24 protein-coding genes are annotated in these 26,546 nt (G+C 72.2%); 17 read left to right on the top strand and 7 right to left on the bottom strand.

Features of this window, described 5'->3' with window-relative positions:
- Positions 1–30 precede the first annotated feature (30 nt).
- Complete coding sequence (locus ACZ5CW_RS22700) at positions 31–1,188, top strand: D-alanine--D-alanine ligase family protein (RefSeq protein ID WP_468604090.1); 1,158 nt, start codon at positions 31–33, stop codon at positions 1,186–1,188.
- A gap of 15 nt (positions 1,189–1,203) precedes the next feature.
- Here ACZ5CW_RS22700 and ACZ5CW_RS22695 read toward each other — a convergent pair whose 3' ends face one another.
- Together ACZ5CW_RS22695 and ACZ5CW_RS22690 are read right to left on the bottom strand one after the other, a co-directional pair.
- On the bottom strand, positions 1,204–1,722 hold the full coding sequence (locus tag ACZ5CW_RS22695; protein WP_468604088.1) for a DUF3515 domain-containing protein: 519 nt from the start codon (positions 1,720–1,722) through the stop codon (positions 1,204–1,206).
- Positions 1,723–1,742: 20 nt separating this feature from the next.
- Positions 1,743–1,976, bottom strand: coding sequence for an Lrp/AsnC family transcriptional regulator (locus ACZ5CW_RS22690; RefSeq protein WP_003997603.1), 234 nt, complete (start codon positions 1,974–1,976; stop codon positions 1,743–1,745).
- Between the two features lie 248 nt (positions 1,977–2,224).
- On the opposite strand from ACZ5CW_RS22690, the gene ACZ5CW_RS22685 reads away from it, so the two are divergent.
- Entirely contained in the window at positions 2,225–3,190 is a 966-nt protein-coding gene (locus ACZ5CW_RS22685; protein ID WP_468604085.1) for a thiamine-phosphate kinase, read from the top strand.
- The gene (gene thiD, locus ACZ5CW_RS22680) at positions 3,187–3,972 is read left to right on the top strand and encodes a bifunctional hydroxymethylpyrimidine kinase/phosphomethylpyrimidine kinase (RefSeq protein ID WP_468604083.1); all 786 of its coding nucleotides are present in this window, start codon (positions 3,187–3,189) and stop codon (positions 3,970–3,972) included. Before ACZ5CW_RS22685 ends, thiD begins: the two co-directional genes overlap by 4 nt.
- A 162-nt stretch (positions 3,973–4,134) precedes the next feature.
- Here the strand turns inward: thiD and rpmB are convergent, their stop codons facing one another.
- Positions 4,135–4,320, bottom strand: a complete 186-nt coding sequence (gene rpmB / locus ACZ5CW_RS22675; protein ID WP_003993230.1) for a 50S ribosomal protein L28 — start codon at positions 4,318–4,320, stop codon at positions 4,135–4,137.
- 259 nt (positions 4,321–4,579) lie between these two features.
- Between rpmB and ACZ5CW_RS22670 the strand changes: the two genes are divergently transcribed.
- Entirely contained in the window at positions 4,580–6,367 is a 1,788-nt protein-coding gene (locus ACZ5CW_RS22670) for a DAK2 domain-containing protein (RefSeq protein WP_468604081.1), read from the top strand.
- 15 nt (positions 6,368–6,382) lie between these two features.
- On the opposite strand, the gene ACZ5CW_RS22665 is transcribed toward ACZ5CW_RS22670, so the two are convergent.
- Both ACZ5CW_RS22665 and ACZ5CW_RS22660 read right to left on the bottom strand, forming a co-directional pair.
- Positions 6,383–9,310: a tetratricopeptide repeat protein gene (locus ACZ5CW_RS22665; RefSeq protein ID WP_468604079.1), complete on the bottom strand. Its 2,928-nt coding sequence runs from the start codon at positions 9,308–9,310 to the stop codon at positions 6,383–6,385.
- Positions 9,310–11,145 carry an HSP90 family protein gene (locus ACZ5CW_RS22660; protein WP_468604077.1) on the bottom strand — a complete coding sequence of 612 codons (1,836 nt, stop codon included), beginning with the start codon at positions 11,143–11,145 and terminating at the stop codon, positions 9,310–9,312. Before ACZ5CW_RS22660 ends, ACZ5CW_RS22665 begins: the two co-directional genes overlap by 1 nt.
- A gap of 220 nt (positions 11,146–11,365) precedes the next feature.
- On the opposite strand from ACZ5CW_RS22660, the gene recG reads away from it, so the two are divergent.
- The 8 genes from recG (at position 11,366) to mutM (ending at position 18,655) form a co-directional block, all read left to right on the top strand.
- Complete coding sequence (recG, locus tag ACZ5CW_RS22655) at positions 11,366–13,585, top strand: ATP-dependent DNA helicase RecG (protein ID WP_468604075.1); 2,220 nt, start codon at positions 11,366–11,368, stop codon at positions 13,583–13,585.
- Between the two features lie 54 nt (positions 13,586–13,639).
- Positions 13,640–14,257 (top strand): 16S rRNA (guanine(966)-N(2))-methyltransferase RsmD, encoded by a 618-nt coding sequence (gene rsmD / locus ACZ5CW_RS22650; protein ID WP_468604149.1) that lies wholly within the window; start codon positions 13,640–13,642, stop codon positions 14,255–14,257.
- A 26-nt stretch (positions 14,258–14,283) separates the two neighbouring features.
- Positions 14,284–14,763, top strand: a complete 480-nt coding sequence (coaD, locus tag ACZ5CW_RS22645; RefSeq protein ID WP_468604147.1) for a pantetheine-phosphate adenylyltransferase — start codon at positions 14,284–14,286, stop codon at positions 14,761–14,763.
- Positions 14,764–14,820: 57 nt separating this feature from the next.
- Positions 14,821–15,882 carry an ATP synthase F0 subunit B gene (locus ACZ5CW_RS22640; RefSeq protein WP_468604073.1) on the top strand — a complete coding sequence of 354 codons (1,062 nt, stop codon included), beginning with the start codon at positions 14,821–14,823 and terminating at the stop codon, positions 15,880–15,882.
- 140 nt (positions 15,883–16,022) lie between these two features.
- Positions 16,023–16,676 (top strand): YceD family protein, encoded by a 654-nt coding sequence (locus tag ACZ5CW_RS22635; protein ID WP_468604071.1) that lies wholly within the window; start codon positions 16,023–16,025, stop codon positions 16,674–16,676.
- Between the two features lie 2 nt (positions 16,677–16,678).
- Positions 16,679–16,852: a 50S ribosomal protein L32 gene (gene rpmF, locus ACZ5CW_RS22630; protein ID WP_003951102.1), complete on the top strand. Its 174-nt coding sequence runs from the start codon at positions 16,679–16,681 to the stop codon at positions 16,850–16,852.
- A gap of 8 nt (positions 16,853–16,860) precedes the next feature.
- Positions 16,861–17,706 (top strand): ribonuclease III, encoded by an 846-nt coding sequence (rnc, locus tag ACZ5CW_RS22625; RefSeq protein ID WP_468604069.1) that lies wholly within the window; start codon positions 16,861–16,863, stop codon positions 17,704–17,706.
- An 88-nt stretch (positions 17,707–17,794) separates the two neighbouring features.
- Positions 17,795–18,655 carry a bifunctional DNA-formamidopyrimidine glycosylase/DNA-(apurinic or apyrimidinic site) lyase gene (gene mutM, locus ACZ5CW_RS22620; protein WP_468604067.1) on the top strand — a complete coding sequence of 287 codons (861 nt, stop codon included), beginning with the start codon at positions 17,795–17,797 and terminating at the stop codon, positions 18,653–18,655.
- On the opposite strand, the gene ACZ5CW_RS22615 is transcribed toward mutM, so the two are convergent.
- Positions 18,628–19,023, bottom strand: coding sequence for a winged helix-turn-helix transcriptional regulator (locus tag ACZ5CW_RS22615; protein ID WP_468604065.1), 396 nt, complete (start codon positions 19,021–19,023; stop codon positions 18,628–18,630). The genes mutM and ACZ5CW_RS22615 overlap by 28 nt on opposite strands.
- Before the next feature lie 105 nt (positions 19,024–19,128).
- On the opposite strand from ACZ5CW_RS22615, the gene ACZ5CW_RS22610 reads away from it, so the two are divergent.
- Positions 19,129–19,713: a flavodoxin family protein gene (locus tag ACZ5CW_RS22610; protein WP_468604063.1), complete on the top strand. Its 585-nt coding sequence runs from the start codon at positions 19,129–19,131 to the stop codon at positions 19,711–19,713.
- Between the two features lie 266 nt (positions 19,714–19,979).
- On the top strand, positions 19,980–20,270 hold the full coding sequence (locus tag ACZ5CW_RS22605; RefSeq protein ID WP_468604145.1) for a hypothetical protein: 291 nt from the start codon (positions 19,980–19,982) through the stop codon (positions 20,268–20,270).
- Between the two features lie 92 nt (positions 20,271–20,362).
- Here ACZ5CW_RS22605 and ACZ5CW_RS22600 read toward each other — a convergent pair whose 3' ends face one another.
- The gene (locus ACZ5CW_RS22600; RefSeq protein ID WP_468604143.1) at positions 20,363–21,490 is read right to left on the bottom strand and encodes a CAP domain-containing protein; all 1,128 of its coding nucleotides are present in this window, start codon (positions 21,488–21,490) and stop codon (positions 20,363–20,365) included.
- 182 nt (positions 21,491–21,672) lie between these two features.
- Between ACZ5CW_RS22600 and ACZ5CW_RS22595 the strand changes: the two genes are divergently transcribed.
- The 3 genes from ACZ5CW_RS22595 (at position 21,673) to smc (ending at position 26,380) form a co-directional block, all read left to right on the top strand.
- The gene (locus ACZ5CW_RS22595) at positions 21,673–21,954 is read left to right on the top strand and encodes an acylphosphatase (RefSeq protein WP_468604061.1); all 282 of its coding nucleotides are present in this window, start codon (positions 21,673–21,675) and stop codon (positions 21,952–21,954) included.
- Positions 21,955–22,336: 382 nt separating this feature from the next.
- Positions 22,337–22,540, top strand: coding sequence for a hypothetical protein (locus tag ACZ5CW_RS22590; RefSeq protein WP_014675251.1), 204 nt, complete (start codon positions 22,337–22,339; stop codon positions 22,538–22,540).
- 243 nt (positions 22,541–22,783) lie between these two features.
- Positions 22,784–26,380, top strand: a complete 3,597-nt coding sequence (gene smc, locus ACZ5CW_RS22585) for a chromosome segregation protein SMC (RefSeq protein ID WP_468604058.1) — start codon at positions 22,784–22,786, stop codon at positions 26,378–26,380.
- Positions 26,381–26,546 lie beyond the last annotated feature (166 nt).

Genomic DNA, 26,546 nt, shown 5'->3' with positions numbered 1-26,546 from the left:
GGCTCTACCAACGGGTACTCTCAACGCGATATGAGCACCGAGAACCTCCCCCAGAGCCCTGAGCAGCCGTCGCGCAAGCCGCGCGTGGCCGTCGTGTTCGGCGGACGCAGTTCCGAACACGGGATCTCCGCGGTCACCGCCGGCGCCGTCCTGAGCGCCATCGACCGGACGAAGTACGACGTCCTGCCGATCGGCATCACCCGCGAGGGCCGTTGGGTGCTGACGGCCGACGAACCGGAGCGGATGGCCATCGCCGACCGCCGCACCCCCGAGGTCGCGGACCTGGCGGAGTCGGCCGAGGGCGGCGTGGTGCTCCCCGTCGACCCCGGCAGCCGCGAGGTCGTCTACAGCGAGCCCGGCGCCGTGCCCAAGGCGCTCGGCGAGGTCGACGTGGTCTTCCCGGTGCTCCACGGCCCCTACGGCGAGGACGGCACCCTGCAGGGCCTCCTGGAGCTGTCCGGGGTGCCGTACGTGGGCTCCGGTGTGCTCGCCTCGGCCGTCGGCCAGGACAAGGAGTACATGAAGCGGGTGTTCACCTCCTTCGGGCTCAAGGTCGGCCCGTACGTGGTGATCCGGCCCCGCGAGTGGGCCCAGGACGAGTCCGCCGCCCGCAAGAAGATCATCGACTTCGCCGGCGAGCACGGCTGGCCGCTGTTCGTGAAGCCCGCGCGCGCGGGCTCCTCCATCGGCATCACCAAGGTCGACGACCTCTCGGGCCTGGACGAGGCGATCGCCGAGGCCCAGTCGCACGACCCGAAGATCCTGGTCGAGGCGGCCGTACGGGGCCGCGAGATCGAGTGCGGCGTCCTGGAGTTCGAGGACGGCCCGCGCGCCTCCGTCCCGGCCGAGATCCCGCCGCCGGACGCGCACGCGTACTACGACTTCGAGGCCAAGTACATCGACTCCACGCCCGGGATCGTCCCGGCGCCGCTCACCGAGGAGCAGACCGCCAAGGTGCGGCGGCTCGCGATCGACGCGTTCGAGGCGGCCTCCTGCGAGGGCCTGGTCCGCGCGGACTTCTTCCTCGGCGAGGACGGCGAGTTCGTCATCAACGAGATCAACACCATGCCCGGTTTCACGCCGATCTCGATGTACCCGCAGATGTGGCAGGCCACCGGTGTCAGCTACCCGGAACTGATCGACCGGCTGGTGCGGGCCGCGCTGCGCCGCTCGACGGGGCTGCGCTGACCGAACGGCACGGAGTCAGCGCATGGAGGCGATCCCCTTGGGGATCGCCTTCCCGACGGCGGCCGCGAGATCCGTGAGCACCGAGGTGCCCTCCTCCTGCGCGGACATCCCCTCGGGCAGGCTCACCTGCACATAGGCCACGCGGTTGGCCGTGGTGAACCGCCAGGTGCCGTCGCCCTGCTTCTCCATCAGCCAGTCGACGCCGTTCACCCCGCCCGCGATCGCGTCCGGGTCGCCCCCCTCGGCCACCTTGGGATCGATCATCTTCGGCGGCCGTACGACACCGCAGCGCAGTATGATCGCCGGGTTTCCCCAGCCCGCCGTGTAGGCGGACCGGGGCTCGGGGTCGTCGCGGCCCTTTCCGTCGAGCTTCCGCGGCAGCGCCCGGTGCAGATCCCGGCACACCTTCGCCGTCTTCGCGTCGGGACTGGGAACCGCCACCGCGGCGCCGTCGTCGCTCGAAGAACAGCCCGCGACCGCGACCAGCAGCGCGGGCGCGAGCAGGCCGAAGGGCCGGTGACGGAAGATGTTCACCGGCCAAGGGTAGACGGGGGCTACAGATGCACGACCGGGCAGGTCAGGGTGCGGGTGATGCCGTCCACTTGCTGGACCTTCGCGACCACCATGCGGCCGAGGTCGTCGACCGTGTCGGCCTGGGCGCGCACGATGACATCGTACGGTCCCGTCACGTCCTCGGCCTGGATCACTCCAGGGATCTTGCTGATCGTCTCGGCGACGGTCGACGCCTTGCCGACCTCCGTCTGGATCAGGATGTACGCCTGTACCACGGAACCTCCAGGGCGGCCACGAGGATCATGTGGGGAAAAGGAACGCCACGGTATCGCGTTGCCGCTCCCCGCGGGGAGACCTACGGGGACCGGGCTTGCGCGCCAGGGTGCAGGCACGACGGAAGTTGACGGTCACCTCGACCGCGACGAGGGTCATCCCGACCGCGGCGACGGTCACCTCGACGGTATCGGGGACACTGATGACGCGCGACCGGGCACGGCACGGCAGAGAAGGGGAGCCAAGGGCGATGAAGGGCACTGTCGGTGAGCTGGGGGAGTTCGGGCTCATCAGGGAGCTCACCTCCCGTCTCACCACCACTCCGGCGGTCCGGGTCGGTCCCGGCGACGACGCCGCGGTGGTCGCCGCGCCCGACCGCCGGGTGGTGGCGAGCACCGACATCCTGCTGGAGGGGCGGCACTTCCGCCGCGACTGGTCCACGGCGTACGACGTCGGACGCAAGGCGGCGGCGCAGAACCTAGCGGACATCGCCGCCATGGGCGCCGTACCGACCGCACTGCTGCTCGGCCTGGTCGTCCCGGCCGAACTCCCGGTGACCTGGCCGACCGAGCTGATGGACGGGCTGCGCGACGAGTGCCAGGTCGCGGGCGCCTCCGTGGTCGGCGGCGACGTCGTACGCGGCGACACGATCATGGTGTCGATCACCGCGCTCGGTGATCTGCGCAACCAGGAGCCGGTGACCCGCGCCGGCGCCCAGCCCGGCGACCTCGTGGCCGTCACGGGCTGGCTGGGCTGGTCCGCCGCCGGTTACGCGGTGCTCGCCCGGGGCTTCCGCTCGCCGCGGGCCTTCGTGGAGGCCCACCGGCGCCCGGAGCCGCCGTACCACGCGGGCCCGGCCGCCGCCGCGCTCGGCGCCACCGCCATGTGCGACGTGAGCGACGGGCTGATCGCCGATCTCGGGCACATCGCCGAGGCCAGCAAGGTCCGCATCGACATCCGCTCCGGCGCCATCGACATCCCCACGCAGATGAACGACATCGGGCAGGCCGTCGGTGTGGACCCGCTGCAGTGGGTGCTGACCGGCGGGGAGGACCACGCGATAGTGGCGACCTTCCCGTCGGACGCCAAGCTGCCGGCCCGCTGGAAGGTCATCGGCGAGGTCCTCAACCCCTCGGCGCTGCCCCAGGTGACGGTCGACGGGGCGCCCTGGACCAGCAAGGGCGGCTGGGACCACTTCGGGGACATGGAGTCATGATCCCCAGGGTTCTCACGGTGGCGGGCTCGGACTCCGGCGGCGGCGCGGGCGTCCAGGCCGACCTCAAGACGATGCTGGCGCTCGGCGTGCACGGGATGAGCGTGATCACGGCGGTGACCGCACAGAACTCCCTGGGCGTGCAGGGCGCCTGGGAGCTGCCCGTGGAGGCGGTACGGGCCCAGTACCGCAGCGTCGTGGACGACATCGGCGTCCAGGCCGTGAAGACCGGGATGCTGGCCTCGGCCGAACTGGTCGAGGCGGTCGCCGACTTGATCTCCGGCACGGACGCGCCCGCCGTGGTCGACCCGGTGGGCGTCTCCAAGCACGGCGACCCGCTGCTCGCCGCCTCCGCACTGGACTCGGTCCGCACCCGGCTGCTGCCGGTGGCGACCGTGGCGACCCCTAACCTCGACGAGGTGATCCAACTCACCGGGGTACGGGTCGAGTCGGAGGACGATCTGCGACGGGCCGCGGCGGCCGTGCTGGAGTACGGGCCGCGCTGGGCGCTGATCAAGGGCGGGCATCTGCCGGGGGAGGCCGTGGATCTTCTGACGGACGGCTCGGCGGAGCACTGGCTGCGGGCCCCGCGCCACGACAACCGGCACACGCACGGCACGGGCTGCACGCTGGCGTCCGCGATCGCGTCGGGGCTGGCGAAGGGACTGTCCGTGCCGGAGGCCGTCACCCAGGCCAAGGAGTACGTCACCGGGGCGATCGCGGCGGGTTTCGCGCTGGGCGCCGGGATCGGGCCGGTGGACCACGGGTGGCGCTTCAGGACGTGAGGCGCGCCGGGGTACGGCGAAAGGCCGGCCGACCCGAAGGCGGTACGGCAAAAAGCCGGTCCACCCGAGGGTGGACCGGCTCAGTGCAGCGGACCAGGCAGTGGCCGCGCGCGGATGGGGGTCCCCCCGCTCGAGCGAAGCCGAGAGTGGGGGGAGGTAGCGTCAGCGCGAGACCTTGCCGGCCTTGATGCACGAGGTGCAAGCGTTCACGCGCTTCGGCGTCCCGCCGACCACGGTACGCACACGCTGGATGTTCGGGTTCCAGCGGCGGGACGTACGGCGGTGCGAGTGCGAGATGTTGTTGCCGAAGCCCGGCCCCTTGCCGCAGACGTCGCAGTTGGCAGCCACGGGTCACTCCAAAGACTTCAGATGCACTTACGGTTGATCCCGGCATGCCGGGATCGAGATCGTAAGAACCTGAGATCTTGAGTGGCGTTGCCAGGGGAATGGCCCGATCGGATCGGGCAACCGGAGCAGCATACAACGACTGCGTCCGTGCAACGAAACTACCATGGCAGTTCAGGGCCCCGCTCCCGGCCCTCTTCCGGTGCACACCGGCTCGGGGTCTACGCTGCGTCCCACGTCCAGCCAGCTCAGGGAGGCGCAGGTGGCGCAGGTGCCGCAGACGTTCTTCGATGCTCTCGCGGTGCGCACCTGGTGCGGTCTGGCGCTCCGGGCACTGGGACGGGCCCGCGAGGAGATCGACGCGATCAACGTCTATCCGGTGGCGGACGGCGACACCGGTACCAACCTGTATCTGACCCTGGAGTCGGCGGCGACGGCCGTGGAGGCCGTGTTCGCCGGGTACGGGACGGGCTCCGAGGAACCGTCCCTCGCGGACGCCGTGCGCGCCATGGCGCACGGGGCGCTCATCGGGGCCCGGGGCAACTCCGGGACGATCCTCGCGCAGCTGCTGCGGGGCATGGCGCAGGTCCTCGCCGACGACTCCGGCCGTGCGGCGCCCCGCAGCGACGGTACGGAGCTGCGGCTGGCCCTGCGGCGGGCCGCCGACTCCGCGCGGCAGGCCGTGGCCCATCCCGTCGAGGGCACCGTGCTGACGGTCGCCTCCGCGGCCGCCGACGCCGCCGAGGGGGCCGAGGGCGACTGCGGAGCCGTCGCGCGGGCGGCCTACGAGGGCGCGCGGGCGGCCCTGGCGGCGACTCCCGGCCAGCTGGCCGTGCTGCGGCGGGCCGGAGTGGTCGACGCGGGCGGCCGGGGACTGGTCGCGGTGCTGGGGGCGCTGGTGGAGGCGTTCACCGGGGAGAGCCCCGGGCCGGTGCCCGGCCGGCTGGTTTCCGCGGGCGCCTCGGACGCCGTTCCCGCCCGGCTGGTCCCCTCGGGCGCCTCGGACGCCGGGCCAGGTCCGCGGGCCGCCGTGGACTGCCCGGACACCGCGGCCGTCGCCGTTTTCGACGCGCACGCACGCGTGACCGCCTCCGACGCCGGTCGGTGCGCCGACGGCGCCGAAGCGGGCGGACCCGCCTTCGAGGTGATCTACCTCCTGGAGGCCGGCGACGCGGCCGTGGCCCGGCTCCGCGCGCGGCTCGACGCCCTCGGTGACTCCCTGGTCGTGGTCGGCGGCGACGGGCTGTGGAACGTCCATGTGCACGTGGACGACGCGGGCGCCGCCGTGGAGGCGGGTGTGGAGGCCGGGCGGCCGTACCGGATCAGGATCACGCACTTCGGGCTCGGCGACGTCCACACCGGGGGCGAGCGGCCGCCGCGCGAGCGCGCCCAGCGGGCCGTCGTCGCCGTCGTACCGGGCGAGGGCCTGGCCGGGCTGTACACGGAGGCCGGCGCGACCACCGTCCTCGCGCGCCCCGGAGAGCCGCCCGCCAGCGGGGAGCTGGTGCAGGCCGTACGGCGCGCCCACGCGCGCGAGGTCGTGCTGCTGCCCAACGACGCCGAGCTGCGCCACACGGCCGCCGCGGCGGCCGAGCAGGCCCGCACCGAGGGCATCCGGGTGGCCCTGATCCCGACCCGCTCGGCGGTCCAGGGCATCGCCGCGCTGGCGGTGCACGAGCCGGAGCGCCGTTTCGACGAGGACGTCGTCCAGATGACCTCGGCGGCGGGCGCCACCCGGTACGCCGAGGTCGTCGTCGCCGAACGCCAGTCCTGGACGACGGCCGGCATCTGCCAGGCCGGGGACGTGCTGGGCCTGATCGACGGCGACGTGGCGGTGATCGGCCCGGACGTCACCGCCACCGCCGAGACCGTCCTGGACCGCATGCTCCAGGCCGGCGGGGAGCTGGTCACCCTGGTCGTCGGCGACGAGGCACCGCAGACCGTCGCCGAGCACCTTCAGGCCCGCGTACGCGAGTCCTACCTCGCGGTGGACACGGTGGTCTACCGGGGCGGCCGCCAGGGGACGCTGCTGCTCATCGGCGTGGAGTGAGCGCAGGGCACCTGCTCACTCCTCTGCCTGTGCGGCCTGGAGCATCTGGGTGGCCTCCGCCCGACGGGCTTCCACGGTCTCGTCGGCGTCGTCGGCGCCTTCGTAGGCGGCGAGCACGGCACGCGCGCGTGCCGTCGCCTCGGCGGGCCGCCCGAGGTCGGTCTCCAGCCAGCCCGCGGCCAGTTCGGCGCCGGTACGGCCGTGCAGTCCGTCGGCGCCCAGCGTGCCGAACAACGCGGCCGCCCGCTCCATCTGGACCAGGGCCGCCTCGAACGCGTCCCGGATCACGTCGTCTTCGGCCTCCTCGGCCGCCGAGCGGGCCAGCAGATCGCCGAACTGGCGGTGGGTGCTGCCCAGTTCGGCCGCCAGCTGCTCCCGGACCACCGGGTCCGCCGCGTCCTCCCACGCCTGCTCACACGCGCGTACCGCGTCCGTCATCAGCTCCCGCGCCCCCTCCGCGCCGGACTCCCCGCGCAGCGCCAGCCAGCCGCGGGCACGCAGCGAGCGGACCAGGAACTGCGGGTTGCCGAGCGCGCGCCACAGCTCGCCCGCGCGCGCGTAGGCCTGGTCCGCCTCGTCCGTCAGCCCGGCGTTGCTCAGCGACTCGGCGGCCAGGTGCGCGAGCGTGGCGTGGTCCTGCTGCTCGGGCCAGTGCCGGGCGATGTCGGCCGCTCGCAGCCGGTGTTCGGCGGCCGCCCGGTGCTCGTCCAGCTCGCCCAGACAGTCCCCGAGCCACCAGCGGGCCTGCACGACGGCCCCCTCGCCGTGCGTCTCGGCGCTCAGATCGGCCAGCGCCGACTCGAGCACCTCCGCCGCCTCCGCGTACCGGCCCTGGCGCAGCAGGAAGCCGCCCAGCTGCTGCCGCGCCCAGGCGCCCAGCGTGCCGCTCTCGCCGGCCTCGTCGGCCCAGTGCGCGGCCTCCAGCGCGTGCTCCGCCGCCTCCTCGGCCTCCCCCCGGCCGCCGATCACCTCGGCGAGCTGCAGGTGCAGCTGCGCCCGTCCGACCGGCTCCACGTACGGCCCGCCGTGCTCCAGGGCCGCGCGCAGCGCCCGCTCGGACCCGGCCAGGTCACCGGCCTGGTGGGCGAGGGCGGCGACCTGCACCTCGTACTCGACCGCGAACCAGGGAAGGCCCGCGGCCACGTACTCGGCGGCGGCCCGCCGGAACCGCTCCGCGGCCCGCCCGGCGTCCCCGGCGTGCGCGGCCAGCTCGGCGAGCATCGCCCGTGCCTCCGCGGCCCGGGCCGCCAGCCGTACCTCGTCCCCGGCCCGCCCGTCGACCAGCGCCAGCACCTCGCGCACCGCCTGCTCGGTCTCCGCGAGGGCCGCCCCGGCGTCCGGGCCCGCCGTGTCCTCGTGCACCCGCCGCATCAGGATCCGGGCCCGGCTCATCACCACCGACGCCGTCTGCCGCACCCCGGTGGCCTCGTCGGCGTACAGCGCGAGCACCTCGTCGTACAGGCCCGCGACCGTCGCCCGGGCCGCGTCCACCTCGCCGCGCAGCGCGCGGACGTACGCCCCGCGCGCGCGTGCCGCCAGCGCCTCACCGGGGTCACCCGCCTGCGCATACAGCACGGCCGCCCGCTCGAACCCCTCGACGCCTTCGGGGCCCAGGCCCATGGCCTCGTGGTCGGCGATCTCCGCGCGGTCGCGGGGATCCAGCTCGACGCCCTGTGCCGCTTCCGCGACCGCCGCCCAGGCCTCCAGCGCGTGCGGCCGCAGCGTGGCCGACAGCCGCCGTGCCTCGGCGAGCAGGCCCGCCAGGTCGGGCTCGGCGGACACCCGCGGCGCCGGTGGCACGGGCACCGGCGCCGGTGCCGACGACGGGCGCCCCGTCCGCACGCCCAGCGGGAGGCGCTCCACCAGCGGACGCTGTGCCATGCGCGCGCGGACCCGGTCGCCGACGTACGACGTGCCGTTGCGGCGGTCGAACCGCGCGGCCAGTTCCAGAGCCTGCGCGCGCGCGTGAGCGGCGAGTTCCCCCGCCGTCCACGTCCGCCCGGCGGGCCCCGGCACTCGCTGCTCGCCGTAGCCCAGGCCGGTCAGCCGGTCCGTCAGCAGCGCCACGACGGCCAGGAAGTCGAGCCGGCTGCGCGGATGCCCGGTGTCCGTGAAGTACGCCGGCCGCTCGGCGAGCAGTTCGAGACCGCGGGCCTCGTTGCCGGTCAGCGCGCAGAACTCCACGTGGTCCGCGTAGGCGCCACGCATGCTCTCCATAGGGCGCACCAGCCGGAAGCCCCGCAGATGGTTCGCGCGGGCCTCCTCCACCCGGCCGAGGCGCAGCAGCGGGGCCAGCGAGGAGGCGAGCACGGTGTGCGGCTCGTGCGCGCAGCTGTACTCGCCCTCCAGCACCGGCCCCCACAGCCGAAGGGCCTCCGCGTCCCGGCCGCGCGTGCCCTGCCAGGTGCCCTGCCCGTGCAGCTCGCAGGCGTGGCAGTCCGCCATCCGGTCGCGGTCGGCGGCCAGCCATGCGGCGTACGCCCGCTCGGCCCGCGCCAGGTCGCCGATGTGCGCGGCCACGCTGAACTCGGCGCTGCGCACGGCCCGTTCGGAGTGCCCGGCGAGCCGGTAGCGGTGCTCCATCTCGCCGAGCCACTTCTCGATCGAGGCGAGCGGGACGTGCGGCTGGTCCAGCATGCCCGCCGACATCCACTTGAAGACCCAGTGCAGCGAGTGCGTCTCGTACTCGTCGAAGTCCTCGGGCCGTTCGTCCCACATGCGCAGCAGCCGCGCGAACGGGACGAACATCTTGTCCTTCTCGGAGCTGTAGTTGTAGACCTTCAGCTGGTGTCCGAGCGCCTCGATCACGGCGAGCGGGACGTCCAGCCGCTCCGCTGCGGCGAGCAGCTGTTCCGCGCGCGCGTTGCGGGCCGGGCCCTCCGGCTGCTCGGCGTTCTCCGCCATCGCCCCGCGCAGCGCGTCGAAGTCCGTGATCTCATCCATCAGCGACCGTTCTCCCCATGCGTGGCCCATTCCAGCAGGCCGATGAACGCCCGGTTGAGCAGCGCCGAGTCGGCCGGCCTGAGCGGGCGCTGCGCCCTGAGCAGCGCCTGCCCGTACAGCGACTCGGTGGCGGTGCCGATCAGCTCCGGGTCCCCCAGTGAACCGATCCGCCGGATCAGCGGGTTGAGGTGGTTGAGCACCAGACGCGCGCGCGGGGCGCTGCCGCGCAGCGAGCCCAGGATGCCCGCCCACAGGTCGTCGGCCCGCTCCTCGGCCTCGGCCCGCGCCTGCTCGTGCCGCGCGGCCCGGTCGTCCAGGTGCAGCGCGGGCACGGACAGCGGATGGAAGGCGCGCAGCACGACGTCACAGCCCAGCGGGTCGAGCTTCGCCCGCGCGGCCGCCAGGAAGCCCGACAGCGCCAGCTCCTCGGCCGGGGCCACCGCGTCCAGGTGCGCGGTCACGGTGTCCGCGTCCAGCTCGGCGACGACCGTGCCCGGCCGCACCCGCGGCAGCGCCTCGATCAGCTCGCTGTCGTAGGTGTAGCCGCCGTTGACGACCCCGACCCCTTGCGCGGAGGCGATCGGCGCGACCTGCCGGTACTCCTCGACGGTCCGCGTGAAGTGCACCACCGGATGCCGCTGCGCGAACTCCTCCAGGGACAGCTGCCCGTCCGTCGTCTCGAACGGCAGCCACGGCAGCATCGTGCGCAGCATGTCGCCGTCGTGCCGGGCCAGGGACTTCACCCCCAGGTGATGCACGGCGAGGAAGGCCGAGAGCCGCTCCGGATCACCGGCGGCGAGCCCGGTCAGCCAGGACCGGATCCTTTCACCGAGCGCGTCCCGTACGGCGGCGAGCGTCTCGTCCTCGTACAGCGCCTCGCGTGAGGCGGTCGGCCGCAGGCTGTCGGTGTCCAGCACGCAGCGCACGAAGAACGCCCAGTCCGGCAGCAGCTGTTCGGCCCGCTCGGTGAGCAGCATGCCCTTCAGATGCACCCGGTGGGTCGCCCGCTGGGCGGGGCTGACCGCCGACGGGAGCACGTACGCCACCCCGCGGATCCCGGCCACCGGCACATGCAGGTCGATCGAGTCCAGCGGGGTGAACCCGAACAGCTCGTGACAGTGCAGGGCCAGCGCCACCCGGCGCGTGGCGGGACTCGGATACGGGCGGTCCCAGGGCGCCGGCAGATCGGTGACGCGCTCCTCGCCCACCCGGACGTCGTACGGCAGCAGCGAGCCGAAGTCCCGGGCGAGGGCGAGGACCCGCTCGGGCGCCAGCCACTCGGCCGCCCCGGCCCGCGCGGTCAGGTACACCGTCGTGCCCGGCTCGGGCCGCTCGGTGCCGGGCAGCGTGCGCACCGTGTACGACCCGTCGTCGCGGGCCGTCCACTCCACCGGCGGGGCGTCGGGCGTACGCGCGCTGCGGCTGACCACCCGGATCCGCTCGGCGATCACGAAGCAGGCGAGCAGCCCGATGCCGAACTGGCCGAGGAAGCCGGACCGGGCCTCCTGCAGCCCCTCGGCCCGCTTGGAGCTGCGGCCGATCGTGGCCAGCAGGTCGTGCACGTCCGCCTCGGTGAGTCCGACGCCGCTGTCCTCCACGCGCAGGCCGCCGTCCGCGGCGTGCAGCCGCACCAGTGCCGGGGCGTCCGGCTCGGCGGCCCGCCGGGCGGTGACGGCGTCCACGGCGTTCTGCAGCAGCTCGCGCAGATAGACCTTGGGGCTGGAGTAGAGGTGATGGGAGAGCAGGTCCACCAGACCACGCAGGTCGACCTGAAACGTATGAGGTGGGTGAGGTGACTGGGATGCCTGGGATGACTGTGAGGTCTGGGAGTCCATCGTCACTGCGCCGCAGGGGGAGTGCGTGCGGCGCGGGGTCGGGCGGTCCCGGATGGTGCGGTGACCGCGAAGGATGGCCGGAGCGGGCCATCCTAGGGCCGGAACAGCCACCTGACCAGGGGTTTCCCGGACCTGTCGGGTAATACCGGGCGAATCGCGGGGCTGTGTCCGCTGAATCCGCAGGACAGCGTGTACGGCATTGTCGGTGTCGTGGTGTGCAATGGATCTCGTGCCCGCACTGGAAGAACCGCTGAAGCAACCCCTGAAGTCAGTGCTCGGCCCCGCCACCGCGAAGGTGATGGCCGAGCACCTCGGCCTGCGCACCGCCGGCGACCTCCTGCACCACTACCCGCGCAGATACGAGGAGCGCGGCCAGCTCACCCACCTCGCCGACCTCCCCATGGACGAGCACGTCACGGTGGTCGCCCAGGTCGCCGACGCCCGTCTGCACAGTTTCGCCTCGGTCAAGGCCCCCCGGGGCAAGGGCCAGCGTCTCGAGGTGACGATCACCGACGGCAGCGGCCGGCTCCAGCTGGTCTTCTTCGGCAACGGCGTGCACAAGCCCCACAAGGAGCTGCTGCCGGGCACCCGCGCGATGTTCGCCGGCAAGGTCTCCGTCTTCAACCGCCGCCTCCAACTCGCCCATCCCGCATACGAGTTGCTGCACGGCGACAGTGAGGAGGCGGTCGAGACCTGGGCCGGTGCCCTCATCCCGATCTACCCGGCCACCGCCAAACTGGAGTCCTGGAAGATCGGCAAGGCGGTCCAGACGGTGCTGCCCAGCGCCCAGGAAGCCCTGGACCCCCTCCCGGACTCCCTCCGCGCGGGCCGCGGCCTGCTCCCGCTCCCCGAGGCCCTCCTCAAGATCCACCGCCCGCACACCAAGGCGGACATCGCCGACGCCCGCGCCCGCCTCAAATGGGACGAGGCCTTCGTCCTCCAGGTCGCCCTGGCCCGCCGCCGCCACGCCGACACCCAACTCCCGGCCGTACCCCGCGCCGCCAAGCCGGACGGCGTCCTCACGGCCTTCGACGACCGCCTGCCCTTCACCCTCACCGAGGGCCAGCAGAAGGTCTCCGAGGAGATCTTCGACGACCTCGCCACCGACCACCCGATGCACCGCCTGCTCCAGGGCGAGGTCGGCTCCGGCAAGACGCTCGTGGCCCTGCGCGCCATGCTCGCCGTGGTCGACGCGGGCGGCCAGGCCGCGATGCTCGCGCCCACCGAGGTCCTCGCCCAGCAGCACCACCGCTCGATCACCGAGATGATGGGCGAGCTGGCCGAGGGCGGCATGCTGGGCGGCGCCGAACACGCCACCAAGGTGGTGCTGCTCACCGGCTCGATGGGCGCCGCCGCCCGCCGCCACGCCCTCCTGGACCTGGCCACCGGCGAGGCCGGCGTCGTCATCGGCACCCACGCCCTGATCGAGGACAAGGTCCAGTTCCACGACCTGGGCCTGGTCGTGGTCGACGAACAGCACCGCTTCGGCGTCGAGCAGCGCGACGCCCTGCGCGGCAAGGGCAAGCAGCCCCCGCACCTCCTGGTCATGACGGCCACGCCCATCCCGCGCACGGTGGCCATGACGGTCTTCGGCGATCTGGAGACCTCGGTCCTCGACCAGCTCCCGGCCGGCCGATCGCCGATCGCCAGCCATGTCGTCCCGGCCGCCGACAAGCCCCACTTCCTGGCCCGCGCCTGGGAACGGGTCCGCGAGGAGGTGACGGCCGGCCACCAGGCGTACGTGGTCTGCCCCCGCATCGGGGACGAGGAGGACGACCCCAAGAAGGCGGGCCCCAAGAAGTCCCCCGAGGACGAGGCCGAGAAGCGCCCGCCCCTGGCGGTCCTGGACGTGGCCGACCACCTGGCCCGCGGCCCGCTCCAGGGCCTCCGGGTCGAGGTCCTGCACGGCCGTATGCACCCCGACGACAAGGACGCCGTGATGCGCCGGTTCGCGGCCGGCGAGACGGACGTTCTGGTCGCCACCACGGTCATCGAGGTCGGCGTCAACGTCCCCAACGCCACGGCCATGGTGATCATGGACGCCGACCGTTTCGGCGTCTCCCAACTGCACCAGCTGCGCGGCCGGGTCGGCCGCGGCTCGGCCCCCGGCCTGTGCCTGCTGGTCACCGAGATGCCCGAGGCCAGTGCGGCCCGCCAGCGCCTGAACGCGGTCGCCTCCACCCTCGACGGCTTCGAACTCTCCCGCATCGACCTCGAACAACGGCGTGAGGGAGACGTCCTCGGCCAGGCCCAGTCCGGCGCCCGCTCCAGCCTCCGGGTCCTCGCGGTCATCGAGGACGAGGAGGTCATCGCGGAGGCGAGGCAGGAGGCGGCGGCGGTCGTGGCGGCGGACCCGGAGCTGCATCGTCTTCCGGGCCTGCGCACGGCCCTGGACGCCCTGGTGGACGAGGAGAGGGAGCAGTACCTGGAGAAGGGCTGAGGCGCCGCGCCCGGGCAGGGGCGCGGGGATCCGCGCGACCAGCCACAATGAACCCTGAAGCCGCCCACCAAGAAGGACTCCCACATGACCCGCGTGATCGCCGGCCGGGCCGGCGGACGGCGCCTGTCGGTACCACCCGGCACCGGAACCCGGCCCACGTCCGATCGCGCCCGCGAAGGTCTCTTCTCCACCTGGCAGTCCCTCCTGGGCGGCCCCCTGGACGGCGAACGGGTCCTGGACCTCTACGCCGGCTCGGGCGCCGTGGGCCTGGAGGCCCTGTCCCGGGGCGCGGGCCACACCCTGCTGGTCGAAGCGGACGCCCGCGCGGCGAAGACCGTCCGCGAGAACGTGAGGAACCTCGGCCTCCCCGGCGCCGAGGTGAGAGCGGGCAAAGCGGAACAAGTGATCCGGACCGCACCGCCCGCCGAGCCGTACGACCTCGTCTTCCTCGACCCCCCGTACGCCGTCACGGACGACGATCTTCGGGAGATTCTGCTCACACTCCGCACGGAAGGCTGGCTCAGCGAGGAAGCCCTGGTCACCGTGGAGCGCAGCACCAGAGGCGGCGAATTCCGCTGGCCGGACGGCTTCGAGGCGATCCGGTCCCGTCGCTACGGCGAGGGAACGTTTTGGTACGGTCGCGCCGCCTCAACGTGCGAAGACGCACGATGACCGGACCGGAGAGCGAGGGATCACTAGTGCGCCGCGCCGTCTGTCCCGGGTCGTTCGACCCGATCACCAACGGACATCTCGACATCATTGCCCGAGCCTCCCGGCTGTACGACGAGGTCTACGTCGCGGTGATGATCAACAAGTCCAAGAAGGGCCTGTTCGAGATCGAGGAGCGGATCGACCTGATCCGCCAGGTCACCGCCGAGTACGCCAACGTCCGGGTGGAGGCCTTCCACGGCCTCCTCGTCGACTACTGCAAGCAGCGCGACATCCCCGCCATCGTCAAGGGCCTGCGCGCCGTCAGCGACTTCGACTACGAGCTGCAGATGGCCCAGATGAACATCGGCCTCACCGGCGTCGAGACGCTGTTCGTGCCCACCAACCCCACCTACAGCTTCCTGTCCTCCTCCTTGGTCAAGGAGGTCGCGGCCTGGGGCGGCGACATCTCCCACCTCGTGCCGCCGCTGGTCCTGGAGGCCCTGAACGCGCGTCTGCACAAGGACTGATGGGGCTACAGTCGTCCCGTCCGTCTCCAACCCGGCTGTAGAGAGTGGCGAGCACAGGTGGACGTGCAGAAGAAGCTCGACGAGATCGTCTCCGCGGTCGCCGGCGCCCGGGCCATGCCCATGTCGGCGTCCTGCGTGATCAACCGCGCCGAGCTGCTCGCGATGCTGGAAGAGGTGCGCCAGGCCCTGCCCGGCTCCCTCGCGCAGGCGCAGGAGCTGATCGGCGACCGTGAGCAGATGGTCGAGCAGGCCCGGCAGGAGGCCGAGCGGATCATCGGGAACGCGCACGCCGAGCGCGGCTCGCTGATCTCCGACACCGAGATCGCCCGCCGCTCCCAGGCCGAGGCCGACCGGATCCTCGCCGAGGCCCGCCAGGAGGCCGAGGAGGTCCGCGCCGAGGCCGACGACTACGTCGACTCCAAGCTCGCCAACTTCGAGGTCGTCCTCACCAAGACCCTCGGCTCGGTCGGCCGCGGCCGCGAGAAGCTCCTCGGCACCGGCCCGGGACTGGACGAGAACGGCTACGAGGACGAGGACGCCCCCGAGCGCAGCCAGGACCCGGAGACCCTGCGCCACAACGCCGACGCGTACGTCGACGTCAAGCTCGGCGCCTTCGAGGCGGTCCTCGCCAAGACCCTGGAGGCCGTCGGCCGGGGCCGGCAGAAGCTGCACGGCCGGATCGCCACCGACGACCTCGGCGCGCTCGCCGACGACACCACGACCTACCAGCACTCCAGCGACGCCGACTACCTCGCCGACCTCGCGGCCCTCGCCGACACCCCGGCCGAGCGCCCGGCACGGTCGCCGCAGCCCCAGCAGTCCCCGCCGCCGCAGCCGTCGTACGAGCCGCAGCCGGCCTTCGGCTACCAGCAGCAGCCGGACCCGTACGCGGGCTTCCCGCAGCAGTCCGACTACGCCCAGCAGCAGGACCCGTACGGCTACCAGCAGGCCGACCCCTACGCCTACCAGGGCTACGACGCCCAGCAGGCCGCGTACGACCCCCAGCAGGCGCAGCAGCAGTCGCAGCAGGGCTACGCGCTCGACGAGGCCAGCCTCTTCGACACCAGCATGATCAGCGCGGAGCAGCTGAGGGCGTACGAGCAGGGCCGGGGTCTGTGACCGCGTCCCTGCCACACCGGATTGGGCCCTGAGCGAAAGGTCCAGTATCCTGGCTCTTCGGTCGCGCGTATGTCCGCGATCACCGCTGCCCGGAACACCGACGGGCGGCGTCCCCACGAGTTCGAAGATCGAAAGCAGGAATGGCCTCCAACGCCCGCCTCGACCACCGCAACCCCCTCGTGTTCGATACGCACGAGCTGGGTCGGCGTCCTGGCGCGCTGCAGCGCCTGACCCGTACGATCGACGCCCCCCGGGACCTCGGTATCCAGGGAGTCATCGGAGTGCCGGAAGGCGCACCGGTCGAACTCGAACTCCGGCTCGAGTCGGTCATGGAAGGGGTGCTCGTCACAGGCACCGCCCGTGCACAGGCCGAGGGGGAGTGCGTAAGGTGTCTGGAGCCGGTCGGGCTGGAGCTCGAAGCGGACTTCCAGGAGCTGTTCTCGTACCCTGACGCCGATGACCGGGGCCGCGTGATCGCGGAACCGGGCGACGACGCCGAGGACGACGAGGACAGGTTCTTCCTCGAGGACGGACTGTTCGACCTCGAACCTCTGCTGCGCGATGCGGTGGTGCTCGCACTGCCGATGCAGCCGGTGTGCCAGGAAGACTGCCCGGGTCTGTGCTCCGAGTGCGGAGCGCGGCTCGCGGACGACCCGGAGCACCACCACGACGCCGTCGACATCCGTTGGGCGGCTTTGCAGGGACTCGCCGGTTCACTCGAAGACGGCGAGAAGGACGAGATGAGCGGCGGCGCGCCTCAGTCAGCACGCGCCGACGAGAAGCAGGAGAAGTAGCCGTGGCTGTTCCGAAGCGGAAGATGTCGCGCAGCAACACGCGCCACCGCCGGTCGCAGTGGAAGGCTGCGGTCCCCACCCTGGTTGCGTGCGAGCGCTGCCACGAGCCCAAGCAGCAGCACATCGCGTGCCCGTCTTGCGGCACCTACAACAAGCGCCAGGTCCTCGAAGTCTGAGCGGGCTGGTGAGAGGCACTGTGTCCAGTCCCAAGAAGGCGGAAGACGCCGAAGCCGGCGTTCCCCGCAAGCGCGGGGGTGTTCCGAAAGTGGACAATCAGGCCTCGTCCCACACGCTTCTGGAAGGGCGGCTCGGCTATCAGGTCGAGTCCGCCCTTCTGGTGCGCGCGCTGACCCACCGTTCCTACGCGTACGAGAACGGCGGTCTGCCGACGAACGAGCGGCTGGAGTTCCTCGGGGACTCCGTCCTCGGCCTCGTCGTCACGGACACGCTGTACCGCACCCACCCCGACCTGCCCGAAGGCCAGCTGGCCAAGCTGCGGGCCGCGGTGGTCAACTCTCGTGCGCTGGCGGAAGTGGGTCGCGGCCTCGACCTGGGCGCCTTCATCCGGCTCGGCCGTGGTGAAGAGGGCACGGGCGGCCGGGACAAGGCGTCCATTCTCGCCGACACCCTCGAAGCGGTGATCGGTGCGGTCTATCTCGACCAGGGCCTCGACGCGGCGTCCGAGCTGGTGCACCGGCTCTTCGACCCGCTGATCGAGAAGTCCTCCAACCTCGGAGCCGGCCTGGACTGGAAGACCAGTCTCCAGGAGCTGACCGCGATCGAGGGGCTCGGCGTGCCCGAGTACCTGGTCACGGAGACCGGCCCCGACCACGAGAAGACCTTCACTGCTGCCGCCCGCGTCGGAGGCGTCTCGTACGGCACCGGCACCGGCCGCAGCAAGAAGGAGGCGGAGCAACAGGCCGCCGAGTCCGCCTGGCGGTCCATCCGGGCCGCGGCGGACGAGCGCGCCAAGGCGGTCAAGGAGGCCGCCGCCAAGGACGGCGACCCGTCGTCCGCTACGCCCGCCTGACGAAGCAGCGTCCGAGCGCCCGCCCCGCCGTCCTTGTGCACGCCGGGTCGGGCGCTCGGGTCGTCAACCGGTCCGTACGGGGGTCCCGATGCCAGAGTTGCCCGAGGTCGAGGTCGTCCGGCGCGGCCTGGAGCGGTGGGTCGCCCATCGCACGGTCGCCGAGGTCGAGGTGCTGCACCCGCGCGCCGTACGCCGGCACATCGCGGGCGCCGACGACTTCGCGCACCGGCTCAAGGGCCACCACATCGGCACCCCCAGCCGGCGCGGCAAGTACCTGTGGCTGCCGCTGGAGGAGACCAACCAGTCCGTCCTCGCCCACCTCGGGATGAGCGGACAGCTGCTGGTGCAGCCGCACGAGGCGCCGGACGAGAAGCACCTGCGCATCCGTGTCCGCTTCGCCGACTCCCTCGGCACCGAGCTGCGCTTCGTGGACCAGCGCACCTTCGGCGGCCTGTCGCTGCACGACAACACCCCCGCGGGCCTTCCCGACGTCATCGCGCACATCGCCCGCGACCCCCTCGACGAGCTGTTCGACGACGAGGCGTTCCACGAGGCGCTGCGCCGCAAGCGGACCACCATCAAACGGGCCCTGCTGGACCAGTCCTTGATCAGCGGGGTCGGCAACATCTACGCCGACGAGGCCCTCTGGCGCGCCCGCATCCACTACGAGCGCCCGACGGCGAACTTCACCCGCCCGGTGACCGCCGGGCTGCTCGGCCACGTCCGGGACGTGATGAACGCGGCCCTCGCCGTCGGCGGCACCAGCTTCGACAGCCTGTACGTCAACGTCAACGGCGAGTCCGGCTACTTCGACCGTTCTCTCGACGCGTACGGCCGTGAGGGCCTGCCCTGCAAGCGCTGCGGGACACCGATGCGCCGCCGCCCGTGGATGAACCGGTCCAGCTACTTCTGTCCGAGGTGTCAGCGGGCGCCGCGCGTCTCGTCGTAACGAGAGCGGGCCACGAGGACGTCGTCCATGGCGTCCTCCACGCAGTGGATGAGGGCGAGCAGGCGTTCGGCGACCTGGCGGCCGAGCGGGGTCAGTTCGTAGTCCACCCGGGGCGGGTTCGTCGGCTGCGCCTCGCGGTGCACCAGTCCGTCGCGCTCCAGTGCGTGCAGGGTCTGGGACAGCATCTTCTCGCTCACCCCGTCGACGCGGCGGCGCAGCTCGTTGAAGCGCAGCGAACCCTCGTACAGCGCGCCGAGCGTCAGTCCGCCCCAGCGGCCCGTGACGTGCTCCAGCGTGCCGCGCGAGGGGCAGGCCTTGGCGAAGACGTTGTAGGCGAGGTCGTCGTGGTCCCCGGTGGTGGCGGTCATACCGGCAAGGGTACGCGGACGCAGCGCTACCCGCCAGGTTGCACTAACTCCTGGATAGTGCTTTCGTTTGGTTATTGCTTCCGAGCTGCCCTTCCGAGGAGTGTCATGTCTCACCCCGTCATTTCCATCGCCTACCACTCCGGCTACGGCCACACCGCCGTCCTCGCCGAGGCCGTCCGCGACGGCGCCCTCGACACCGGTGCCGAGGTGCACCTGATCAAGGTCGACGAGATCACCGACGAGCAGTGGGAGACGCTGGACCGCTCCGACGCGATCGTCTTCGGCTCACCCACCTACATGGGCACCGCCTCAGGCGCCTTCCACGTCTTCGCCGAGGCGACCTCGAAGCGCTGGTTCGGCCAGGACTGGAAGGACAAGCTGGCCGCAGGCTTCACGAACTCGGCCTCGAAGAGCGGCGACAAGCTGCACACCCTGCAGTTCTTCCAGACGCTCGCCGCACAGCACGGCATGCACTGGATCAACCTCGGCCTGCTCCCCGGCTGGAACAGCAGCACCGCCTCCGAGAACGACCTCAACCGCCTCGGCTTCTTCGCAGGCGCGGCCGCCCAGAGCAACAACGACCAGGGCCCGGAGGGCGTCCACAAGGCCGACATCGCCACCGCCGAGCACCTGGGCCGCCGGGTGACCGAGGCGGCACGCCTGTTCGCGCGCGGCCGCACCGCCGCGTAGTCGCAGGGCTCCGACGGTTTTCCGCCGAAACGGCAATCCGAAGGGGCGCCGCTCACGTAACCGAAGTAGGGCCCCAACCTGGGATCGTTCCTGGTCGGCTGGTTCCCGTGCAGCGGGGATCCTGGATGCGAGACGTGCTCCTCGAACGCGCGGGCGACGCCCACGACCGTGCCGCTCCCCTGCGACCGCGGTCATCCGTTTCGTGCCGCCGAGACCGCGTCGGCCCGGCCGCACGGGCCGACGCGGCAGAAGGAAGAGTGCTCATCATGCGAGTAAAAGGCGCCAGGCGTCTCGTCGCGACGTCAGCTGCCGTTCTGATGGCAGGCGGTGCTGCGATCGGCGCGGCCGGCACGGCCGCGGCAGCAGCCCCTGCTGTGCACACCCATGCGACCGCCGACCGTTGCTTCGGCGACGACTGGCGCTGCTTCGACCACGGCGGGTTCCGCTTCGACCACGGCGGGTTCCGCTTCGATCACCGCTTCGATCACCGCTTCGACCACGATCACTTCGATCACCGCTTCGACGGCGGAGTCACCGTGATCATCGTGCGCCTGTAGTGGCCGCCGCCCGTATTTAAGGGGGCGCGTTCAGCGCGGGCGCGCCCCCCATCGCGGTCCAAAGCCTCCGCCGGAGGCATGTCGCGGGATTCTCAGTAGCCGAAGTCCTGCGTCCACCACGGCCCGCCCGAGCCGAGGTGCACGCCGACGCCGAGGGTCTTGAAGTCGCAGTTCAGGATGTTGGCGCGGTGGCCGGGGCTGTTCATCCAGGCCTCCATCACGGCCGCCGCGGTGGCCTGGCCGCGGGCTATGTTCTCGCCGCCGAGGTCGGTGATGCCGGCCTTCGCGGCCCGGTCCCACGGCGTGGCGCCGTCGGGGTCGGTGTGGTCGAAGAAGCCCCGGGCGGCCATGTCGTCGCTGAACGCCTCGGCGAGTCCGGTCAGTGAGGAGTTCGCCGCGAGCGCGCTGCAGCCGACCTTCGCCCGCTCCTCGTTGACGAGCCTGAGCACCTCCGCCTCGGCGGCGGCCTCGGTCGACACCGTCCCCGGTGCGGAGGTCGCCGCCGGCGCCTTGCTCGCCGTACGCGACGGGGTGTCCTTCGGTGTGGACGGCGTCGCCCTGGGCGTCGGCTTCCTGGTGGCCGTCTTCGACGGGGTGGGCGTGGGCGAGGCCGGCTTCGAGGCGGAGGGAGAGGCGGAGGCGGAGGCCGACGGGCTCGGGGACTGCGGGCGCGGGCGCTCGGTGTTCCGGCCGGCGGCGGTGGAGCCACCGGGGCGGTCGGCGCTGCCCGAGGTGCCGCCCTGCTCGCTGGCCGTGTTGCTGGGGGAGTCCGGAGCCTGCACCTGGTCGCCGCCGGTGGTATGCGTACCGCCGCCGAGCTGGTAGCTCTCCAGGCCCGGCACCACACCCGTGGCCACCGCCGCCGTCCCGAGGGCCACGGCCGCCGACACGCCGAGCAGACCCGTGCGCACCGGACGCCCGGCCTTCTTCCGGCGCCGGTGGCCGGAGGACAGGCCGCCGGCGCGGGCGAACCCGTCACCCGCGGAACCGGCCGGCGTCACGCCGTCGTCGTCCGCCTCGAACAGGTAGGCGTGCGCTCTGGCGTTGGTCTCGGCGTACGCCTCCGGGTTCAGGTACGGCGCGATGCCCATGGGCGCTCGTCCGCTCGCGGACGAGTGCGGCGCGTCGCCACCCGGCGCGGCCGGGCCGTGCGAGTGCGTGACGTCCGTGGCGCGGCCCGTGGCGGCGCGGCCGGCGGCAGAGCGTCGGTGGCGTCCCATGTCCTGGCCCTCTTCCTCGTGCTCGCGGTCGACCGGTGCCAGCGCGGTGAGTGACTCCCCTGTGGCCAACCCGACCCACTCGATCGAGTGAGTTTCATATGAGATGCATTGGGTGGGGACGGTACCGCATGCCGCAGGGCCCGCGATGTGTCCCGAGCGACATCGCCCGTTAGGTTGCACCCATGAGCGAGGAAGTACGACTGGTCGCCTGGGTCCGTGGACGCGTACAGGGCGTGGGTTTTCGCTGGTTCACGCGTGCCAAGGCTCTGGAGATCGGCGGCCTGAGTGGTTTTGCTCTCAATCTGGCGGACGGCCGGGTCCAGGTGGTCGCGGAGGGGCCGCGCGAGGACTGCGAGGGGCTGCTCGACTGGCTCCAGGGCGACGACACACCCGGGCGCGTGGACGGCGTCACCGAGATCTGGGACACACCCCGCGGCGGCTACGACGGCTTCGCCGTCCGCTGAGCCGGTTCCGTACGGAACCGGCTGACCGGGGCCCGGGAGCTGCCGGGGGCACATGCGGAAAGCGGAAACGGCCTGGTGGTTGCCAAGAACGGCGTGGCGTGGCAGGCTCCGCTGGTACAGCTGATCGCCACGCCCTGAGGGCCCCGGACGAGTCGCAGCACCGCCGTTTTTCCGGCCGCGCGCCCCGGTTTGCCCACCAATACAGGGCGTGATCGTGTTGACCGTCAAACTTTTTGGTGAGACGCTGAAAGCCCCGCGCACCTTAGCTGTTTGGCATGGAACAACAGCAGAGCAACACCCGGATGTGCCAAGCACCGCGGGTGCGAATCCCTCACGACCCACACCGCATCGGTCGGTCACTCATTGTGGAGGACCATCCATCATGGCAAAGGCGCTTCTCGGTTACGTCGGCGGCTCCGACCCTCGACTCCTCGCCGAGATGCGACGGCTGCAGCAGCGCGTACAGGATCTGGAATCCGAGCTGGTACGGATCCAGGCGGAGAACGAAGCGCTGACGGCTGCCGCCTCTCAGGACAGGATCATGGAGAGCATCGACGCACACCAGGCGGAGCCTGCGCTCACCTGATCACTGCATCGCTCCACGACAGCAGTCGCAGTGATGGGGCTGCCCGTATCAACCGCTCAGTTGATCGGACGACCGAGATCCGGTCGTCAGAGTTGCAAGGGACGCTTCGGCGTCCCTTCTTTCTTTCCCCCGCATCCTTTCACCCTCTTTAACGTACGGTGTGCCCTGCCTGTTCACAGGTGAAACCGCGGGGTTGCGAGGGTTCATGGAGTGAGATAGCGGCGGCGGGTAGAGTCCGGCGGCGTGCACCTCAAGGCCCTGACCCTGCGCGGGTTCAAGTCGTTCGCCTCGGCGACCACACTCCGGTTCGAACCGGGGATCACGTGTGTCGTGGGCCCGAACGGCTCGGGCAAGTCCAACGTCGTCGACGCGCTCAGCTGGGTCATGGGCGAGCAGGGCGCCAAGTCGCTGCGCGGCGGCAAGATGGAGGACGTCATCTTCGCCGGCACCACCGGGCGGCCACCGCTCGGCCGGGCCGAGGTATCGCTGACCATCGACAACTCCGACGGGGCGCTGCCCATCGAGTACGCCGAGGTCACCATCACGCGGATCATGTTCCGCAACGGCGGCAGCGAGTACCAGATCAACGGCGACACCTGCCGTCTCCTCGACATCCAGGAACTCCTCTCCGACTCCGGCATCGGCCGCGAGATGCACGTCATCGTCGGCCAGGGCCAGCTCGACTCCGTCCTGCACGCCGACCCCATGGGCCGCCGCGCCTTCATCGAAGAGGCCGCTGGTGTGCTGAAGCACCGCAAGCGCAAGGAGAAGGCGCTGCGGAAGCTGGACGCGATGCAGGCCAACCTCGCGCGCGTGCAGGACCTCACCGACGAACTGCGCCGCCAGCTCAAACCGCTGGGCCGGCAGGCGGCGGTGGCCCGGAGGGCCGCGGTCATCCAGGCGGACCTCCGCGACGCCCGCCTCAGGCTGCTCGCCGACGACCTCGTGCGTCTGCGCGAGGCACTCAAGGCCGAGGTCGCCGACGAGGCGGCCCTGAAGGAACGCAAGGAGACCGCCGAGCAGGAGCTGAGGAAGGCGCTCCAGCGCGAGGCCCTGCTGGAGGACGAGGTACGGCAGCTGACCCCCCGGCTGCAGCGCGCCCAGCAGACCTGGTACGAACTGTCCCAGCTGGCCGAGCGCGTCCGCGGCACCGTCTCGCTGGCCGACGCCCGGGTGAAGAGCGCCACCTCCGCGCCCGCCGAGGAGCGGCGCGGCCGTGACCCCGAGGACCTGGAGCGCGAGGCCGCCCGCGTCCGCGAGCAGGAGGCCGAGCTGGAAGCGGCCCTGGAGGCGGCCCAGCGGGCCCTGGACGACACGGTCGGGCACCGCGCCGAGCTGGAGCGGGAGCTGGCCGTGGAGGAGCGCCGGCTGAAGGACGTGGCCCGGGCCATCGCCGACCGCCGCGAGGGACTGGCCCGTCTCTCCGGGCAGGTCAACGCGGCCCGCTCGCGCGCCGCCTCCGCCCAGGCCGAGATCGACCGGCTGGCCACGGCCCGCGACGAGGCCCAGGAGCGCGCGGTCCGCGCCCAGGAGGAGTACGAGACCCTGAAGGCCGAGGTCGACGGCCTCGACGCCGACGACGCCGACCTGGCCGAACGGCACGAGACGGCCAAGCGGCAGCTGGCCGAGGCCGAGGCCGCCCTGGGCGAGGCCCGGGAGGCGGCCACCGCGGCCGAGCGTGGGCGCGCCGCGACCCAGGCCCGCCACGAGGCGCTGGCGCTGGGCCTGCGCCGCAAGGACGGCACCGGCATACTGCTCGGCGCCCGCGACCGCCTCACCGGGGTACTGGGTCCGGCGGCGGAGCTGCTGACGGTGACACCCGGCCACGAGGTCGCCCTCGCCGCGGCCTTCGGCGCGGCGGCCGACGCGATCGCCGTGACGAGCCCGGCGTCGGCGGCCGAGGCGATCCGGCTGCTGCGCAAACAGGACGGCGGCCGGGCGGCCTTGGTGCTGGCACGGGACGCGGAAGCGCCCGAGGCGGGTGCGGGGAACGGCGCGACCGGCCACGACGAACCCGCGGACGACCCCCGTCCCGCCACGGCCGTCCCCGCGGCGCGCCTCGTCCGTGGGCCCGCCGAGCTGATGCCCGCCGTGCGGCGGCTGCTGCGCGGGATCGTCGTCGTCGGGACGCTGGAGGACGCCGAGGACCTGGTCTACGGCCACCCGGAGCTGGTCGCGGTGACCGCCGAGGGCGATCTGCTCGGGGCCCACTTCGCGCACGGGGGGTCGGCCGGGGCGCCCAGTCTGCTGGAGGTGCAGGCCTCCGTGGACGAGGCCGCCGCTGAGCTGGCCGAACTGGCGGTGCGCTGTGCGGAGCTGGCCGAGGAGCAGAGGGCGGCGGCCGAACGGCGCACGCGGGCGGCCGCCCTCGTCGAGGAGCTGGGGGAGCGGCGCCGGGACGCCGACCGGGAGAAGTCGGCCGTGGCTCAGCAGCTCGGGCGGCTCGCCGGCCAGGCCCGGGGTGCCGCCGGGGAGGCGGAGCGGTCCGCGGCGGCCGCCGCACGGGCGCAGGAGGCGCTGGAGAAGGCCGTACAGGAGGCCGAGGAGCTGGCCGAGCGGCTCGCCGTCGCCGAGGAGATGCCCGTCGAGGAGGAGCCGGACACCTCCGTGCGGGACCGGTTGGCGGCCGATGGCGCCAACGCCCGGCAGACCGAGATGGAGGCCCGGCTCCAGGTCCGCACCCACGAGGAGCGGGTCAAGGGGCTGGCCGGGCGGGCCGACTCGCTCGACCGGGCCGCCCGCGCCGAACGCGAGGCACGCGCGCGTGCCGAGCAGCGCCGGGCCCGGCTGCGGCACGAGGCGGCCGTCGCGGAGGCCGTCGCCTCCGGCGCCCGCCAGCTGCTCGCGCATGTCGAGGTGTCCCACGCCCGGGCCGAACGCGAGCGCGCCGCCGCCGAGGCCGCCAAGACGCGGCGGGAACAGGAGCTGGCCGCAGCGCGCACGGCGGGACGTGAGCTGAAGGCCGAACTCGACAAGCTGACGGATTCGGTCCATCGCGGTGAGGTACTCGGCGCCGAGAAGCGGCTGCGGATCGAGCAGCTGGAGACCAGGGCGCTGGAGGAGCTGGGTGTCGAACCGGCGGGGCTGGTGGCGGAGTACGGTCCGCACCAGCTCGTGCCGCCCTCGCTCCCCGCCGACGGCGAGGTGCTGCCCGAGGATCCCGGGCACCCGCGCAACCAGCCGGTCCCCTTCGTGCGCGCCGAGCAGGAGAAGCGGCTCAAGGCGGCCGAGCGGGCGTACCAGCAGCTGGGCAAGGTCAACCCGCTGGCGCTGGAGGAGTTCGCGGCGCTGGAGGAGCGGCACAAGTTCCTCAGCGAGCAGCTGGAGGACCTGAAGAAGACCCGTGCCGACCTGCTGCAGGTGGTGAAGGAGGTCGACGAGCGCGTCGAGCAGGTCTTCACCGAGGCCTACCGGGACACGGCCCGGGAGTTCGAGGGTGTCTTCAGCCGCCTCTTCCCGGGCGGTGAGGGGCGCCTCGTGCTGACCGACCCCGACAACATGCTCACCACGGGCGTGGACGTCGAGGCGCGACCGCCGGGCAAGAAGGTCAAGCGGCTCTCCCTGCTGTCGGGTGGCGAGCGGTCGCTGACGGCCGTCGCGCTGCTGGTGTCGATCTTCAAGGCCCGGCCGAGCCCCTTCTATGTCATGGACGAGGTCGAGGCCGCGCTCGACGACACCAACCTCCAGCGGCTGATCCGGATCATGCAGGAGCTGCAGGAGGCCTCGCAGCTGATCGTGATCACGCACCAGAAGCGCACGATGGAGGTCGCCGACGCGCTCTACGGCGTGTCCATGCAGGGCGACGGCGTGTCGAAGGTCATCTCCCAGCGGCTTCGTTAGCCCCTCAAGATCAACTGGCTCCGTGTTCACTTCTTGAACATGGAGGGCGTGGACCTATCTCAAAACTCACAGCCGTTGAACTATTGACTTCGAAACTTGAAGGCATAGTCTCTGCAACGTTGCTTTTACCTTCAGGTGTAAGTGGTGTGATCGCGTCCCCCACTGG

The organism is Streptomyces sp. NPDC031379 (genome assembly GCF_055569615.1).
The sequence above is the reverse complement of the archived record's forward strand: the minus strand, read 5'-3'. Positions and strand labels throughout refer to the sequence as shown.

Excerpts from the sequence above, each read along its gene's own strand:
- mutM (WP_468604067.1), top strand. The coding sequence starts at position 17,795 with ATGCCAGAGTTGCCCGAGGTCGAGGTCGTCCGGCGCGGCCTGGAGCGG.
- recG (WP_468604075.1), top strand. The coding sequence starts at position 11,366 with ATGGATCTCGTGCCCGCACTGGAAGAACCGCTGAAGCAACCCCTGAAG.
- ACZ5CW_RS22600 (WP_468604143.1), bottom strand. The coding sequence starts at position 21,490 with ATGGGACGCCACCGACGCTCTGCCGCCGGCCGCGCCGCCACGGGCCGC.
- ACZ5CW_RS22635 (WP_468604071.1), top strand. The coding sequence starts at position 16,023 with ATGGCCTCCAACGCCCGCCTCGACCACCGCAACCCCCTCGTGTTCGAT.
- ACZ5CW_RS22615 (WP_468604065.1), bottom strand. The coding sequence starts at position 19,023 with ATGACCGCCACCACCGGGGACCACGACGACCTCGCCTACAACGTCTTC.
- ACZ5CW_RS22685 (WP_468604085.1), top strand. The coding sequence starts at position 2,225 with ATGAAGGGCACTGTCGGTGAGCTGGGGGAGTTCGGGCTCATCAGGGAG.
- ACZ5CW_RS22590 (WP_014675251.1), top strand. The coding sequence starts at position 22,337 with ATGGCAAAGGCGCTTCTCGGTTACGTCGGCGGCTCCGACCCTCGACTC.
- ACZ5CW_RS22610 (WP_468604063.1), top strand. The coding sequence starts at position 19,129 with ATGTCTCACCCCGTCATTTCCATCGCCTACCACTCCGGCTACGGCCAC.
- ACZ5CW_RS22605 (WP_468604145.1), top strand. The coding sequence starts at position 19,980 with ATGCGAGTAAAAGGCGCCAGGCGTCTCGTCGCGACGTCAGCTGCCGTT.
- thiD (WP_468604083.1), top strand. The coding sequence starts at position 3,187 with ATGATCCCCAGGGTTCTCACGGTGGCGGGCTCGGACTCCGGCGGCGGC.
- ACZ5CW_RS22700 (WP_468604090.1), top strand. The coding sequence starts at position 31 with ATGAGCACCGAGAACCTCCCCCAGAGCCCTGAGCAGCCGTCGCGCAAG.
- ACZ5CW_RS22660 (WP_468604077.1), bottom strand. The coding sequence starts at position 11,145 with ATGGACTCCCAGACCTCACAGTCATCCCAGGCATCCCAGTCACCTCAC.
- ACZ5CW_RS22665 (WP_468604079.1), bottom strand. The coding sequence starts at position 9,310 with ATGGATGAGATCACGGACTTCGACGCGCTGCGCGGGGCGATGGCGGAG.
- ACZ5CW_RS22595 (WP_468604061.1), top strand. The coding sequence starts at position 21,673 with ATGAGCGAGGAAGTACGACTGGTCGCCTGGGTCCGTGGACGCGTACAG.